This is a genomic window from Kribbella sp. NPDC056951 (genome assembly GCF_042674205.1).
GTDB lineage: Bacteria > Actinomycetota > Actinomycetes > Propionibacteriales > Kribbellaceae > Kribbella > Kribbella yunnanensis.
In genome coordinates, this window is record NZ_JBHUQZ010000002.1 from 590,600 (window position 1) to 605,878 (window position 15,279).

At 68.4% G+C, this 15,279-nt stretch carries 13 protein-coding genes; 4 read left to right on the plus strand and 9 right to left on the minus strand.

What is annotated here, in order from left to right; genetic code table 11:
* Positions 1 to 10 precede the first annotated feature (10 nt).
* Complete coding sequence (locus ACFTSF_RS10395) at positions 11 to 1,540, minus strand: M4 family metallopeptidase (RefSeq protein WP_380153559.1); 1,530 nt, start codon at positions 1,538 to 1,540, stop codon at positions 11 to 13.
* 214 nt (positions 1,541 to 1,754) lie between these two features.
* Positions 1,755 to 2,738, minus strand: coding sequence for a DNA-binding protein WhiA (gene whiA, locus ACFTSF_RS10400; protein ID WP_380153560.1), 984 nt, complete (start codon positions 2,736 to 2,738; stop codon positions 1,755 to 1,757).
* A gap of 137 nt (positions 2,739 to 2,875) precedes the next feature.
* On the opposite strand from whiA, the gene ACFTSF_RS10405 reads away from it, so the two are divergent.
* Both ACFTSF_RS10405 and ACFTSF_RS10410 read left to right on the plus strand, forming a co-directional pair.
* A complete protein-coding gene (locus ACFTSF_RS10405; RefSeq protein ID WP_380153561.1) occupies positions 2,876 to 3,382 on the plus strand; it encodes a SigE family RNA polymerase sigma factor in 507 nt (168 codons plus the stop codon).
* Positions 3,379 to 4,866 (plus strand): hypothetical protein, encoded by a 1,488-nt coding sequence (locus ACFTSF_RS10410; RefSeq protein ID WP_380153562.1) that lies wholly within the window; start codon positions 3,379 to 3,381, stop codon positions 4,864 to 4,866. The genes ACFTSF_RS10405 and ACFTSF_RS10410 overlap by 4 nt, the downstream gene beginning before the upstream one ends.
* Here ACFTSF_RS10410 and yvcK read toward each other — a convergent pair.
* Genes yvcK through uvrC form a run of 3 tightly spaced genes read right to left on the minus strand, consistent with a single transcriptional unit; the run spans position 4,863 to position 8,697 of the window.
* The gene (gene yvcK, locus ACFTSF_RS10415) at positions 4,863 to 5,804 is read right to left on the minus strand and encodes a uridine diphosphate-N-acetylglucosamine-binding protein YvcK (RefSeq protein ID WP_380153563.1); all 942 of its coding nucleotides are present in this window, start codon (positions 5,802 to 5,804) and stop codon (positions 4,863 to 4,865) included. The two genes, ACFTSF_RS10410 and yvcK, sit on opposite strands and share 4 nt — an antisense overlap.
* Positions 5,801 to 6,667, minus strand: a complete 867-nt coding sequence (gene rapZ / locus ACFTSF_RS10420; RefSeq protein WP_344164020.1) for an RNase adapter RapZ — start codon at positions 6,665 to 6,667, stop codon at positions 5,801 to 5,803. Before rapZ ends, yvcK begins: the two co-directional genes overlap by 4 nt.
* A complete protein-coding gene (gene uvrC / locus ACFTSF_RS10425; RefSeq protein ID WP_344164023.1) occupies positions 6,667 to 8,697 on the minus strand; it encodes an excinuclease ABC subunit UvrC in 2,031 nt (676 codons plus the stop codon). The genes rapZ and uvrC overlap by 1 nt, the downstream gene beginning before the upstream one ends.
* Positions 8,698 to 8,779: 82 nt before the next feature.
* On the opposite strand from uvrC, the gene ACFTSF_RS10430 reads away from it, so the two are divergent.
* Together ACFTSF_RS10430 and ACFTSF_RS10435 are read left to right on the plus strand one after the other, a co-directional pair.
* Positions 8,780 to 9,235, plus strand: coding sequence for a DUF6194 family protein (locus ACFTSF_RS10430; RefSeq protein ID WP_380153564.1), 456 nt, complete (start codon positions 8,780 to 8,782; stop codon positions 9,233 to 9,235).
* Between the two features lie 150 nt (positions 9,236 to 9,385).
* Entirely contained in the window at positions 9,386 to 10,618 is a 1,233-nt protein-coding gene (locus ACFTSF_RS10435) for a S8 family serine peptidase (protein WP_380153565.1), read from the plus strand.
* A gap of 53 nt (positions 10,619 to 10,671) precedes the next feature.
* Here the strand turns inward: ACFTSF_RS10435 and ACFTSF_RS10440 are convergent, their stop codons facing one another.
* From ACFTSF_RS10440 to ACFTSF_RS10455, 4 genes are all read right to left on the minus strand, one after another.
* Positions 10,672 to 11,202 carry a Rieske (2Fe-2S) protein gene (locus ACFTSF_RS10440; RefSeq protein WP_380153566.1) on the minus strand — a complete coding sequence of 177 codons (531 nt, stop codon included), beginning with the start codon at positions 11,200 to 11,202 and terminating at the stop codon, positions 10,672 to 10,674.
* Positions 11,203 to 11,311: 109 nt separating this feature from the next.
* The gene (locus tag ACFTSF_RS10445; protein WP_380153567.1) at positions 11,312 to 12,883 is read right to left on the minus strand and encodes a hypothetical protein; all 1,572 of its coding nucleotides are present in this window, start codon (positions 12,881 to 12,883) and stop codon (positions 11,312 to 11,314) included.
* A gap of 12 nt (positions 12,884 to 12,895) precedes the next feature.
* Positions 12,896 to 14,218, minus strand: coding sequence for an EsaB/YukD family protein (locus ACFTSF_RS10450; RefSeq protein WP_380153568.1), 1,323 nt, complete (start codon positions 14,216 to 14,218; stop codon positions 12,896 to 12,898).
* Complete coding sequence (locus ACFTSF_RS10455; RefSeq protein ID WP_344164041.1) at positions 14,215 to 15,279, minus strand: DUF6177 family protein; 1,065 nt, start codon at positions 15,277 to 15,279, stop codon at positions 14,215 to 14,217. Before ACFTSF_RS10455 ends, ACFTSF_RS10450 begins: the two co-directional genes overlap by 4 nt.

Genomic DNA, 15,279 nt, shown 5'->3' on the forward strand with positions numbered 1-15,279 from the left:
GTTCACCGGATCAACCGACGACGTTCACCGCGGCCCACGCCTTGTCGACCGCGGCCCGCTCGGGGCTGCTCGCGCCGTACAGGTCGGTGGCGGCGTTCAGGGTGGCCGTGCGGGCGCCCTTGTAGTCGGTGCGCGACGTCATGTACGTCGTCAGTGCGCGGTACCAGATCTTCTCGGCCTTGCTGATCCCGATGCCGGTCACCGTGATGCCGTTGACCGTCGGGCTGTTGTAGGCGACGCCGTTGATCGTCTTCGCGCCACTGCCCTCGGACAGCAGGTAGAAGAAGTGGTTGCCGACACCGGACGAGTAGTGCACGTTCAGCCGGCCGACACCCTTCGACCACGAGTCGGCGCTGGCACCGTCCATCGACGGCTTGTCGAGCCGCCGGATGTAGTTGGTGGCCGGGTTGTAGTCGGTGAAGATCTCCTCACCGAGCACGTAGTCCGGAGTGTCCGAACCGTTGGCGGCGTACCACTCGACCGCCGTACCGAAGATGTCCGATGTCGACTCGTTCAGGCCGCCGGACTCACCGCTGTAGCGCAGACCGGCCGAGCGGCTGGTGACACCGTGGCTCATCTCGTGACCCGCGATGTCCAGCTCGACGAGCGGGCCGATCCCCTGGCTCGGGTCGCCGTCGCCGTACCGCATGCAGAAGCACGAGTCGCTCCACGAGGCGTTCACGTACGCGCCGTCGTGGACGTAGGACTTCGCACCCTTGCCGTCGTTGGCGATGCCGTTGCGGCCGTGGACGTTCTTGTAGTAGTCCCATGTCTTGGCGATGCCGTAGTGGGCGTCGACACCGGCCGACTGCGGGTTGGAGTTGTTGCCGGTCCCCCACACGTTGTCGGCGTCGGAGAACAGCGTTCCGGCGTTGTACGTCGAGTTGCCGCCGCGGACCGGGTCGACCATCGTCCAGCTGGTGCCGGACTTCGTGGTGTCGAGGCCGACCGTGCCGACGTACAGGCCCGAACCGCTGCCAAGGTCGTCGGCAACCGTGCTCCAGCTGTCGAGGACCTTGCCGGTCTGAGCGTCGACGTACGTCTCGGTGCCGGTCGGCTCGCCCTTGGCGTTGCGACCCTCGGAGACGACCTTGTAGGCGAGCTTGGACTGGCCGGCGTTCGTGACGAACACGACCAGCTGCTGCCGGGCGGACTTCTGCTTGGCGGCCGCGCCGGCGACTGCCGCGGAGACGGTCGGCTTGATCGACAGGCCGAGCTTGCCGATGCCGCCACTGGACGAGCGGGCCTTGCCGGCCTTGTCCTGGTGGACGACAACGTCACCGCCGACGACCGGCAGGCCTTGGTAGGTGCGGTCGAACCGGACGTGGCTGCTGCCGTCACCGTCGAGGACCACGTCGCGGACGACGAGGTCTCCGCCGTCACCGAGGCCGAGGCCGGCGGCGTTGGCTCGAGCGGCGGCGACCGGCGAGGCCGCGGGGCCACTGCTCGGCTGGGCGGCCTGGACGGGGACCGTCACAGCGAGGACGGTCAGGCCGGCGATCGCCGTCGCGGCGAGACCGGCGCGATGGATGCGCTTCATGCGTACTCCCTTGGGCGGGAAGACGCGCACGAACCGGGACATGTCGTGCGCGATTGGGCACGCACACCCTCGGCGACACCTTGGTCAAAGGGAATCGATCGGCCCGGAAAAGGCCGGAAGTCCCGGGAAAACCTTCAGTCCTGGGCCGGCGCCCCGCGCAACGGCGACGGCCCCCGGTCGAGACCGAGGGCCGTTGAACGTCAGCTGCGAAGGATCAGGCGGGGTCGAGCATCTCCGGAGTGAGATTCGCCTCGGTGTTCGGGATGCTGAGGTCGCTGGCGCGCTTGTCGGCCATCGCCAGCAGTCGGCGGATGCGGCCGGCTACGGCGTCCTTGGTGAGGGCGGGCTCGTGCAGCTGGCCGAGCTCTTCGAGGCTGGCCTGCTTGTGCTCGAGGCGAAGCTTGCCGGCCACCTGCAGGTGATCCGGTACGTCGTCGCCCAGGATCTCGAGTGCACGCTCGACCCGTGCGCCCGCGGCGACCGCGGCGCGGGCGGAACGGCGAAGGTTCGCGTCGTCGAAGTTGGCCAGGCGGTTCGCGGTGGCGCGGACCTCGCGGCGCATGCGGCGCTCTTCCCAGGCCAGGACCGACTCGTGGGCGCCGAGGCGGGTCAGCAGCGCGCCGATCGCGTCACCGTCGCGGATGACCACGCGGTCGACGTTGCGCACCTCACGGGCCTTGGAGCCGATGCCCAGCCGGCGGGCTGCCCCCACCAGTGCCAGCGCAGCCTCCGGACCGGGGCACGTCACCTCGAGTGACGACGAGCGGCCCGGCTCGGTCAGCGAGCCGTGAGCCAGGAACGCACCACGCCAAGCGGCCACCGCGTCGCAGGACGCACCCGACACCACGGCCGGCGGCAGGCCGCGGACCGGACGGCCGCGGTTGTCGACCAGCCCGGTCTGACGGGCCAGCGCATCACCGTCGCGGACGACCCGGACGACGTACTTCGTTTGCTTCCGGATTCCGGACGGGGAGATCACCACGACGTCCGACGGGTGCCCGAAGATCTCCGCGATGTCCTTGCGCAGCCGGCGGGCGGCGGCACCACTGTCCAGCTCGGCCTCGACGACGATCCGGCCGGAGACCAGGTGCAGCCCGCCCGCGAAGCGCAGCACGGACGACACCTCGGCCTTGCGGCAACAGGGTTTCGTGACCTGGATGCTGGTCAACTCGGACTTCACCTGTGCTGTCATCGCCATAGAGTGCATCCTCCCACCGTTGTCAAAGACCCTCGCACCCGAACCTCCAACTCCGCCCGGGCGAACTGCGTTACGCACCACTGCAACCCAACACCCGGTCGGCTGCGTTCCTTCCGCGACAGCACGAGAGGAGGGGCATGAGAGCACGAGACGACGCCGAGTTCACCGAGTTCGCCGCGATGATGATCCGCCCACTACGCCGTACGGCGTACTTGATGTGCGGTGACTGGCATCGCGCGGAGGACGCGGCCCAGGACGCCCTGGTGAAGGTGTACCGCCGGTGGAACCGGATCGAGCGGCGGGAGGGCGTGAAGAGTTATGCGCACCGGGCCGTGGTGACTTCGGTGATGGACCAGTCCCGCAAGCCATGGCGGCGCGAACGCCCCGACGAGACCGACGAGGCCGCGTTGGTGATGCCCGACATCGGCGGACCGGTCGACAACCGGCTGCTCGTGATCAAGGCCCTCGCGCAACTGGCCCCGAGCCAGCGCGCGTGCGTCGTACTGCGCTACTACAACGACCTCAGTGTCGAAGAGACCGCCGAGATCCTCGGCGTCAGCCAGGGCGGCGTGAAGAGCCAGACCTCCCGCGGACTCGACCGGCTCCGCGAACTACTCGGCCACACCGAAAGGAGCGCCTCGTGAGCAACGACATCGAACGGCTGCTGGCCACCGCGGCCGATGACACCGACCAGCCACTGCACACCGACATCGACGACATCCTCGCCCGAGGACGCCGCTCGGTCCGCCGGACTCGGATCGCGGTCGCCTCGACCGCAGTCCTGACCACGCTCGCCATCGCGGGTGGTGTCACCGTCTGGCAGGGCACCCTGCATCAGAGCGAGGCACCGGCCAAGACGCCGAAGAACGAGACCATCACGATCGACGCGAAGACCGGCCGGATCACCGACAACGAGTCCGGGATCCAGGCCGCGCTGCCGCCGCTGGTGAGTCCGCTGTCCGATGCCGACGTGCTCAGCCGCTGCCGGAAGTTCGACAGCCAGTACGTGCAGTCCAACAAGGAGCGTGGCTCGAACAGCTACGACAAGGCCGGCCCGATCGACGCCCGCTGGAAGGTTCTCGTGAAGAGCGGGGACACCAAGCGGCTCCAGGCGCTCTTCCTCGCACCGGACCGGTCGATCGTCGCCAACTGCACGATGGAGGGCCCGGAGCGACCCACGATGCACGGGCGCTACAGCACCAGCATCATTCCGTACCCGAAGGGCATCGAAGGGAACCCGGACCCGCGGCCACAGGTCGTCGAGAACGGCATTAAGGTGCCGACGGCCGGTGTCACCCAGGTGCTGGTCAACCTGGCCGGTGAGTCCGCTCCCCGGCAGGCGCTGGTCGGGCCTGAGGGGTACTTCACGCTCGGCTACCCCGAGTGGGAGCAGATGCACAAGATCGACCCGAACTCCAAGGAGTGGGACAACTACGAGCCCACCATCCAGCGGATCCGGGCCTACGACGCGAGCGGGAAGCGGGTCTACGACTGGAAGTACGTGAAGGTCGAGCCGCCGAAGCCGAAGCAGATCCCGGCCGACGTGAAGATCAAGACGGCCGATCCGATCGAGCCGCGGACCGTGCTGACCAAGGATCCGGAGAACGGGAAGCCGCTGGCCGTCGTACCGTTCAGCCCGTTGAGCGACGAGCAGGTCCGCACGGAGTGCAAGAAGCCGGACGACGCTTACATCGACGGCGGGAAGGGCTCCGGGGACGAGCGGCCGTACGACGCCGGCCGGATCAGCCCCGACTGGAAGGTCGCACTGAAGGTCGGCGGCGACAAGCGGTTCACTGCGCTGCTGGTCTCCCCCGGCCAGAACGTTCTCGCCTGGTGCTACCGCGCGGAGCAGGGCGCCTACGACTACACGCGCACCGGCGTCGGCGCCGACGGGACGTTCGGTGATCCCGTGAAGGACGAGTTCAACATGTGGGCCACGGTTCCGGACGGGGTCGCACAGATCATCGTGGACCTACCGACCGGCCCGGTGCGTGCGGCGATCTCGAACGGCTACTATCTGTGGGGCACCACCGACGGCAGCGAGAACTTCAAGAAGGTGCGAGTCCGCGGGTACGACGCGGACGCCAAGCTGGTCTACGACAAGAAGATCACGGTCGACGCCAGCTAGACGAGGAGCTCCCGATAGACCTTCGTGAGTTTGTCGGGAGCGTGATGGAGGTGCTGGTCGTCGTCGGCGATGTCGGCGATGACCACCTCGGCCCCGAGTGACTCCGCCGTACGGCGCAGGGACTCGGGGTCCGGCACGTGGCCTTCGTCGGCGAGTACGACGTCGATCCGCAGATCGGGCGCGTGAGCGGCGAGCACCTCGAGGTGGGTCTCGGGTGAGAAGCCGTCGGTTTCGCCCTTCTGCTCCCCCAGGTTCAGCGTCAGCAGGCGGCGAGCGCTGGTCTGCTCGAGACCGCGACACAAGGCGGGAACCAGCAGGTTCGGAATCACCGACGTGAACCACGAGCCCGGACCGACCACGACCCAGTCGGCCTCCGCGACGGCCACCAGAGCCTCGGGACAAGCCGGCGGGTCAGCCGGGTCGAGAGCCACGTCGACGACATGACCTTCGGTGGTCGCGACCTCGGCCTGACCACGGATCTCGGTCATCGCCTCCGGGTGCTCCGGATCGAGACCGATCACACGGGCGGTGATGTCCAGCGGTACGGCGGACATCGGCAGCACGCGGCCTTGAGCGCCGAGCAGACGGCCGACCCAGTCGAGGCCGTCGACCGCTTCACCCAGCAGCTCCCAGAGCGCCACGATCAGCAAGTTGCCGACCGCGTGGTCGTGCAGCTCGCCGTTGCTGCGGAAGCGATGCTGCAGTACGTCGGCCCAGGTGCGGCCCCACTCGTCGTCGCGGCACAGCGCGGCCAGCGCCATCCGCAGGTCGCCCGGCGGAAGCACGCCCAGCTCTCGGCGCAGCCGACCGGAGGAGCCGCCGTTGTCGGCGACGGTGACGATCGCGGTCAAGTGATCGGTGACGTGACGGAGTGCGGAGAGAGAAGCGGCCAGGCCGTGTCCTCCGCCTAGTGCGACGACCGAGGGGGACCTCGTCACTCGCGCCCGAGATCTCTGTGGACGACCAAGGTGGGTGACCCCTTCTCGCGCAGTCGGCGGGCGATCTCCTCGGACATCGCGACGCTGCGGTGCTTACCCCCGGTGCAGCCGATCGCGACGGTGACGAAGCGCTTGCCCTCGTTCAGGTAGCCGGTCCGCAAGGTGTCCAGCACGTCCACGTAGTTCTGCAGGAACTGCTGGGCCAGCGGATGGCCGAGCACGAAGTCTGACACAGGCTTGTCCTGCCCGGTCATCGGGCGCAGGTCGGGCTGCCAGTACGGGTTCGGGATGAAGCGCATGTCCGCGACCACGTCGGCGTCGACCGGGATGCCGTACTTGAAACCGAACGACACCACGGTCGCCCGGAGCTCGGCGTTCTCCTCCTCGCCGAAGGCGTTCACGATCTTCGCGGCGAGCTGGTGGACGTTCATGTTCGAGGTGTCGATGACCAGGTCGGCACCGGCCCGGATGTCGCCGAGCAGCTCGCGCTCGCGCTGGATCCCGGTCAGCAGCCGGCCCTCGCCCTGCAACGGGTGCGGCCGGCGGACGCCCTCCTGCCGGCGCACGATGACGTCGTCGGAGGCTTCCAGGAACAGGGTCAGCGGCCGGTAGCCCTTGATCCGCAGGTCGTGCAGCGCGGAGCTCAGCTCGTCGAAGAACATCCCGGTCCGGACATCGACGACGACCGCGAGCCGGGGCTGCGTCCCGGTGCCGATCGTCTGCTCGACCATCGTGGTCAGGAACATCGGCGGCAGGTTGTCGACCACGAACCAGCCGAGGTCCTCCAGCACGTCCGCGACCGAACTCCGCCCCGCGCCGGACATCCCGGTCACGATGATCAGGTTGCCGTTCGTGTCGTCCATCAGTTCTCAGTTCTCCCTGGGTCCCCGTGTGGCGCCGTCCCGGCCACCGGGACGTCTTCTCCCAGTATCTCGCCTGTTGCGGTGTTCACCGACGGCGCCCGGCCGGATTCGGCCGTCGTTGCGGCAGCGTTCACCGCCAGTACGACGGACTCCGCCGTCCGGCGCCCGAATCCGGGCAGCTCGGCCACCTCGTCGATCGTGGCCTGCCGCAACTTCTTCAGCGACCCGAAGTGCCGCAGCAGCGTCTTGCGCCGCACCTCCCCCAACCCCGGTACGTCGTCCAGCACGCTCTCGACCATGCTCTTGGAGCGCCGGTTGCGGTGGTGGGTGATGGCGAACCGGTGCGCCTCGTCGCGCAACCGCTGCAGCAGGTACAGGCCTTCGGACGTCCGGGAGAAGATCACCGGATCCTCGTCGTCGGGGATCCAGACCTCCTCCAGCCGCTTGGCCAGACCGCAGATCGGGATGTCGCCCAGCCCCAGCTCGTCGAGCGCCTGCCGGGCGGCCGCGACCTGCGGCGGACCGCCGTCGACCACGACCAGGCCCGGGGTGTAGGCGAACTTCTTCGCCCGGCCGGTCTCCGGATCGACCAGGTATGCCGTCGGGTCCTCCCCCTCCGGGATATCCGCGCGGTCCTCGATCATCCGCTTGAACCGCCGGGTCAGCACCTCGGCGATCGAGGCGACATCGTTCTGCCCTTCGACGCCCTTGATCACGAACCGGCGGTATTCGCTCTTGCGCGGCAGTCCGTCCTCGAAGACGACCATCGAGGCGACCACCTCGGTGCCTTGCAGGTTCGAGACGTCGTAGCACTCCATCCGCAGCGGCGCCTCGGGCAGATCGAGACCGGCCTGGATCTCCTCCAGCGCCTGGTTGCGAGTGGTCAGATCGCTGGCCCGCTTGGTCTTGTGCATGGTGAGCGTCTGCAGCGCGTTGCGCTCGACGGTCTCCATCAACGCCTTCTTGTCACCGCGCTGCGGAACCCGGATCGCCACCCGGGTGCCACGGGTCCGCTCCAGCCACTCAGTCAGCGCGTCGACATCGTCCGGGATGACCGGCACCAGGATCTCGCGCGGAATCGCGTCGCCCGAATCACCGGCGTACGTCTGCGTGATGAATTGCGAGACCAGGTCGCCGGTGGTCGCCGTACCGTCGGCTTTGTCGGCGATCCAGCCGCGCTCACCGCGGATCCGGCCGCCGCGGACGTAGAAGATCTGGACCGCAACCTCAAGCGGATCCTCGCTGAGCGCGATCACGTCGGTGTCGGTACCGTCGCCGAGGACAACCGCGTTCTTCGCCAGGGCCTTGTCGAGGGCGGCGAGGTCGTCGCGGATCTTGGCTGCCCGCTCGTACTCCAGCTCGGCCGCCGCAGCCTTCATCTCCTGCTGCAGCCGACGCACGTAGGTCGCGGTCTGACCGGAGAGGAAGGCGGCGAAATCGTCGACGATCTTGCGGTGCTCGTCCTGGGTGACCTGACCGGTGCAGGGCGCCGCGCACTTGCCGATGTAACCGAGCAGACAGGGCCGGCCGATCTGGCGGTGCCGGTTGAACACACCCTTGCTGCAGGAACGCATCGGGAAAACCCGGAGCAGCAGGTCGACCGTCTCGCGAATCGCCCAGGCATGACTGTAGGGACCGAAGTACCGTACGCCCTTCTTCTTCTGGCCGCGGCCGACCATCACTCGTGGAAAGTCTTCATCAAGCGTGATCGCGAGCCAGGGGTACGACTTGTCGTCGCGGTACTTCACGTTGAAGCGCGGGTCGTACTCCTTGATCCAGGAGTACTCCAGCTGCAGCGATTCGACCTCGGTGCCGACGACGGTCCACTCGACCTTCGCCGCGGTCGTCACCATCGCCTGCGTGCGAGGGTGCAGGTTGACCAGGTCCTGGAAGTACGACGAGAGCCGCGCCCGCAGGTTCTTCGCCTTGCCGACGTAGATCACCCGCCCGGCGGAGTCGCTGAAGCGATAGACACCGGGTGAGTCAGGGATCGACCCTGGGGCGGGTCGGTAGGACGATGGATCAGCCACTCGACAACCCTAGTTCGGGCCGCCGACAAAACCGGAATTCCGCCGAAGTCTCCACTGCTTGTTCAATGACAGACTTGAAGGCATGACAGCTGACGAACTGGATCGATTGATCCGCGAGCAACCGGGCGTCCGGGTCCTCGAGGCCCAGGACGACCTCTTCTATCTGTACGACCCGGCCGCCGACCTCCCGCCGGAACGGCAGCAACCCTTCGCCACCATCGTCACCGGCGACCACTACGAGCAGGTCTCCCGGCTCGACGAACCCGGCGCCTGGCGACTCAACCTCGGCCTGACCAAGGCGACGTACACGAGTCTGTTCGGCGCGCCCCCGACCGAGCGCGACGCCGACTGGGTGCTCGCCTCTGGCCACGACTACGCCGCCCGCGACGTCCTGATGCCGCACCCGTTCTACGCCTCCCAGTACTGGGTCGCGATCGTCTCCCCCAGCACCCTCGCGCCACTTCTCCCCCTGATCACCGAGGCGCACGACTTCGCCGCCCGTAAGTACGCCAACCAGGCGGCCCGGCACACAGGCTGAACCTTGCGGTCGTGTTGCGGGTTGGGTCATAAGGCGGAGTTGACCCCCGATTGGGATGAGCGCGGTCCGTAACCTGTCACCCAGGGTAGATGCGCAGGTCCTTTGCGTGAGGCAACCAGGCCTTGCGTCGACTCGAGGGAGTTTCCGCCCATGTCCCTGAGAAACACAGCCCCGAAGTTCATCAGACCGCGCGCCGCACTCGGCGCGCTTGCCGCAGCAGGACTCGCCGTCACCGGTATCGCAGCGACCAGTACGGCGGCGCAGCCGGAGCAGACCGGTGTTGCGATCCGCGGTGCCGGCAGCGCGAACGCCGTACCGGGTAGCTACATCGTGGTGCTGGCCGGCCAGCGCACCCAGGGCGAGACGCGCGCCACGAACCAGAGTCTCTCGAGCCAGTACGACGTCAAGGTCCGCGACCAGTACGACGCGTCGATCAAGGGTTTCTCGGCGAACATGAGCGAGGAGCAGGCGAAGAAGGTCGCCGGTGACTCGCGGGTCGCGTTCGTCCAGCAGAACCAGAAGTTCACGGTGAAACAGGACGACCCGCCGTGGGGCCTGGACCGGATCGACCAGCGGGACCTGCCGCTGGACAAGAAGTACACGCCGTCGTCGCCCGCGGACAAGGTCAACGTGTATGTGATCGACACCGGTATCTACGCGGCCCACAAGGACTTCGGTGACCGCGCGTCGGTCGGCACCGACACTGTCGGCGACGGCCAGAACGGCGTCGACTGCATGGGTCACGGCAGCCACGTCTCCGGCACCATCGCCGGTACGACGTTCGGTGTCGCGAAGAGCGCGAAGATCTTCGGGGTCCGGGTGCTCGACTGCAAGGGCTCGGGTACGACCGAGACCGTGGTGGCCGGGATCGAGTGGGTGACCAAGAACGCCAAGAAGCCGGCGGTCGCGAACATGAGTCTCGGCGGTCCGTCCGACGACGCGCTCGACGCGGCCGTGAAGGCCTCGGTCGGCGCCGGTATCACCTATGCGGTTGCCGCTGGCAACGAAGGCTCGGACGCATGCACGGTCTCCCCGGCCCGGGAGGCGTCCGCGATCACCGTCGGTGCGACCGACGATCAGGACCAGAAGGCGTCGTTCTCGAACTGGGGCAAGTGTGTCGACATCTTCGGGCCGGGCGTCGACGTCGTGTCGGTCGGGATCACCGCACCGGACTCGACCGCGAAGATGAGCGGTACGTCGATGGCCACCCCGCATGTCGCGGGCGCGATCGCGCTCTATCTGGCCGACCACCCGGACGCCAAGCCCGCTGATGTCGCCACCGCGCTGGTCGGGGCGGCCACACCGGACAAGGTCGGCGAGCCCGGCACCGGTTCACCGAACAAGCTGCTGTTCGCCGGCAAGGCGGACCCGGCACAGCAGTAGCACTCATTTTGGAGGGCCCGGCCGCCTGGCCGGGCCCTTCCTTATGCCAAAGGTCAGGCGGACTGTACGACGTTCGTGCCGCTGACCGCGACGTCGACGGCCGGCAGCGCGGTCTGGGCCGGGCCGCTGACCGGGGAGCCGTCGGCGATGCTGAAGTGACTCTGGTGGAACGGGCAGATGATCTGGCCGTCCTCGACCGAGCCGATCGGGTTGCCCTGGTGCGTGCACACCGCGGAGAACCCCTTGAACTGACCGGCGGTCGGCTGGGTCACGACGACCTTGGCGTCGGTGAACACCTTGCCGCCGCCGACCGGGATGTCGGAGACCGGGCCGAGCACCTTGCCGGTCGCGCCTCCGGTGGTCGGCGCGGAGGTGGGACCGGTGCTGCCGCCCGTGGTCGGGGCACTGGTCGGGCCGGAGCTGGATCCGGTCGTCGTCGGGGCTGAACCTGTGCTCTCACCGCCACCGCAGGCGGCGAGGATCGGGGCGCTGGCACCCACCATCGCGGCGATCGCCGCACAGCGGAGCAGCGACCTCCGGTCCCGCATCTGGCCGTCAGTTGGTGCCAATGTGTCATCGCTCATGAATCTGGACCTCCAGGAGCTTGCCGGCAAAATAGTTGAACGCTCTGACAAACGGCCGGGCGGCCCGAACGGTTCAATCCTCTGCAGGATTGAACCGCGATTTGAGACTTTAGGTCGCCCCGGTCACTGTCTGAACCACTCGGGCGGACAGATCGAGCACAGCCCGGCGGGTCTCGTCCTGAACCTGTTCGGCGTGCACCGGCCAGGACTGCGCGATGTGGGCGTCGTACGGAAGCACCAGCGGCTCGAGACCGCGCTGCCGGAACTCCTCCAGCAGCCAGTCGACCGTGCTCGGCTCCGCACGCTGCACCATCGTGATCACCACGACGCCACGGGTCAGAAGCACGTTCTGGCCGTCCGGTGTGAGCTGGTCGAGCTGCTGCAGGCAGTAGTTCGCGACATGCTGCACGGACGGGACGACCAGCACGACGCAGTGCGCCGACGACGCCATCTCCATGCTGATCTCGTCGTACATGCTGCCCGGGCAGTCGACCACGGCGAGCCCGACATCACGCGCGCCCTGGCTCTGGGCCTCGGCGAGTGATCGGCGTACTGCCTCGGCGTTGCCTTCGCTGCGGACCAGGCTGACGCGTTCGATCGGGCCCGCGCCGATGGTGAGTTCCAGGCGGCGCGACAGCTCGGCACCACCTGGATCCGCGTCGATGGCGACGACCCGGTCCGACCGCTGGGTGGCGAGCATCATCGCGAGCAGAGCGCTCACGGTCGACGTACCGCCGTTGGTGACCGGGCTGAGGACACCGACCCGGCGCATGATCGCGATCGGGCGGCGGATCATCGCGATGTTGTCGACGTCGCGCTGGATCCGCCCGGAGGCACCGACCAGGTAGGCAGCTTCGGAGGCGAACCGACGGAAGCGCCGGAAGACCGAGTCGCTTTCGGCCATCGGCGTACCGAGCTGGTCGGACTGTGGCGTCGGCGGCGGTCCCCAACCGGTGTGCGGCGCCGGCGGCGGGCCCTGCTGGTACTGCTGCTGCCCCGGGTGCTGCTGGTGGTACGGCGGGGGCTGCTGCTGGTACTGCGGATCCGCATAGGGCTGCTGGTACTGCTGCTGCTCCGGGTACTGCTGCGGCGGGTACTGCTGCTGGGGCGCAGGCGGGTACGGCGGCTGCTGCGGGTACTGCTCCGCCGGCGGGTACTGCGGTACCGCGTACGGCGGTGGCTCCACCGGCGGCGTCTGCCCGTACTGCGGCGGCTGCTGGTACTGCTGCGGTGGCGGAGGCGGCGGGTAGCCCTGCTGCGGCGGATACGGCTGCTGCGCGGGTGGGTACTGCTGCTGCTCCGGGTACTGCTGCTGTGGGTATTGCTGAGGCGCCGGCGGGTAGGGCGGCTGCTGCGGCGGGTATTGCTGAGGCGGGTACTGCTCGTAGCCCGGCTGCCCTGGCGGCGGATACTGCGGCGCCTGCTGGTACTGCGGCGGCGGGCCCTGCTGCGGCGGCCCTTGCTGCGGGTAGGGCTGCTGTGCAGGCGGGGGCGGCTGCTGTTGGTACGGCTGCTGCCCAGGCCCGGGGGCAGGCTGCTCGGGCGCAGGCGGAGCGGGCGGCACCTCCGCTACCGGCTGGTCGGCCGGGGGCGGTGTGTCGGTGTTGGACGGCTCTTCGGCCGGTGACTGCTCCGCCGCCATCCGGCGCAGCATGTCACCCTGCCAGTCAGATTCAGTCATTCCATCCGGTCGTCAGAATGCGTTCAGCAGGTTGGTGTAGACGCCGAAGACTCCCAGCGCCAGCGGGACCGTCACGATGATCGCGCCAACCTCAACATAGTCGAGCAGTTGCGTCAGCCGCGCACGGACATGCTCCGCTGGTGCGAAACCGAGACCGAAGGCGCAGAACATCGCCACCAGTACCAGCAGCCCGAGCGCGATGAACGCACCGCCCTGACCGTTCACTGCGGCGATCAGAACGCACCCGGAAACCACCGTGAACGCGGCCGCGAACAGCACCGCGACCTCCTGCACCAGCGGGTACAGCCGGGACCGCGAAGCCAGCAGGAACGCCAGCACCAGCGCCAACGCGACAGCCCAGGGGCCACCGGCCTTCAGCAGCATGATGCCCGCCACACCCGACGACACCGCGATCGGCACAGTCGCCAGCGCCAGACCCAGGTGCGCAGCGTTCAGCGCGGCCTGCACGTCGCCGCGCATGATCTCCTGGCCGGAAGCCCGCTTGTCGTCCAGACCGGACAGCCCGGACAGTGCGAGCGCCATCCGCGGCAGCAGACCCAGCAGGAGCACGGCCAGCAGCGCAGCGAGCGCACCGACGTGGTCCACAGCCAGACCGGTACCGACACCGACCATCCAGACCAGCACGAAGAGCACGGAGGTCGCACCGGCGACCAGACCGCCACCGGCCAGTCCGGCCGCCGCAAAGAAGAACGGACCGAACGCCAGACACAGCGCGCCGACCGTGACGGTCAGACCGATACTCGAGCCGGCATTCAACACCCAGAAGCCGATCGACAATGCGAGCAGCACGGTCGCGACGAGGACCAGCGGGACCGCGATCACCTTGTTGCCCGACCGCCCGAGGGCGATCCCGACGAACGCGCAGATCGCGGCGAGCACCAGCAGTGCGGCGGCGGCGATCGCGTTCGGCGCGGCGACGAGTAGCGAGATCCCGCCGGCGATCAGCGAGAACACCAGCCCGGTCCCGGCCAGGACACGGCGGTGGGCGGGCTTGAACGTCGTACCGCGCCGTTTGAGGTCCTCGACGGCCTCTTCGGTGACGTCGTACACGGTCGGGGGCGGCGGCAGTTCACCCTCGGCCGCGAGACGCAGCACCGCGCCGTCGATGATCTGCGCGGACGACAGCGTGCCCTCCGGCGGCACCAGGACACCGCTCGCCGTGGTCAGGAACCGACGCTGCGGCGTCTGCTGCAGCGGCTCGTCGAGCATCCGCAGCAGATCCGGCAGCAGGACACCGAGCGGCTCATCGGCGGGCAGGACGGCGTCCATCCGTCGCCGCTGACCGATCACCGTCACCCGGCTGTACGTGCTCATACTCCAAAGCTCCCTTGCTTACCTGCCAAAGCCTCGGCCGGGATCAGTTTCTTCATCAGCTGCGCGTAGGCCTCCCAGTCGCGCGGCTCGCGGCCGTTGCCGATCGGGTACCAGATCGCGGGCGCGTGGGCCGGGCCGATCGCCAGCGCGCGGCTGATGCCGGGGACCTTCACCATCTCGGCAACGCTGGACGAGCGGACCGCCTCGTTGCCGGCGCCGACACCGATCGGGCAGGCCATGCCGACGAAACGCGGCCGGTAGCTGCCGTCCGCCTCGCCGTACGCGCCCATCACCATCGCGGAGATCAGCTCGTAGTTGTCGGCGATCTCGTCGATCCACTCACCGACCTTGTTCACGTCCGGGAAGTCCATCCCCGGCTGGGTGACGGCCAGCGTCACGGTCTCGTCGACACCCGACATGGTCCGACGGACCTCGAGGGTGCCGACCGACGGCGGGAACTCCTTGCCCGGCTGACCGGACAGTACCAACCAGGTCGGCTGCGGCGCCCGGTCGCGGCAGTACTCGGTCAGTGCCTGCGGGCTCCACGGCTGGGTGACCGGCTCGGACGTCGACCAGCCGGCCGGGCCGCTCCCGGTCGCCGCGGTGAACAGCCGCTCGGTCATCTTGCCGATCAGCAGGCTGTCGACCGCACGGTGCCGGACCCGCACGGTGAACTGGAGCTGGCCGAACATCTCGTCCTTGACCACGTAGTCCGGGTGCAGGTCCGAGGTCGGCTCACCCTTCGTGGCGGCCGCGCGGGCGACGAACATCTCGCCGTTCCACTTCAGCCGGACGCCGTTCAGGCCGTCGAAGTACTCGCCGTCGTCGTCGGTGACGACCCACTTGGAGTACGCGCCCTTGAAGATGCTCGCCCGGACCGGGTAGGTCAGTGCGGAACTCTTCGGGGTGACCAGTTGCAGGTCGCGGCCGGCCATCTTGGCCGAGGCGAGCGCGTCGCCCAGCCAGGCCGACATCCCGATCACCGGGCGGTCCTGCATGACGACGGCGACCTTCTCGGTGATCAGGTCGACGCCGGGGCTGAAGATCAGGTCGTTCGGCAT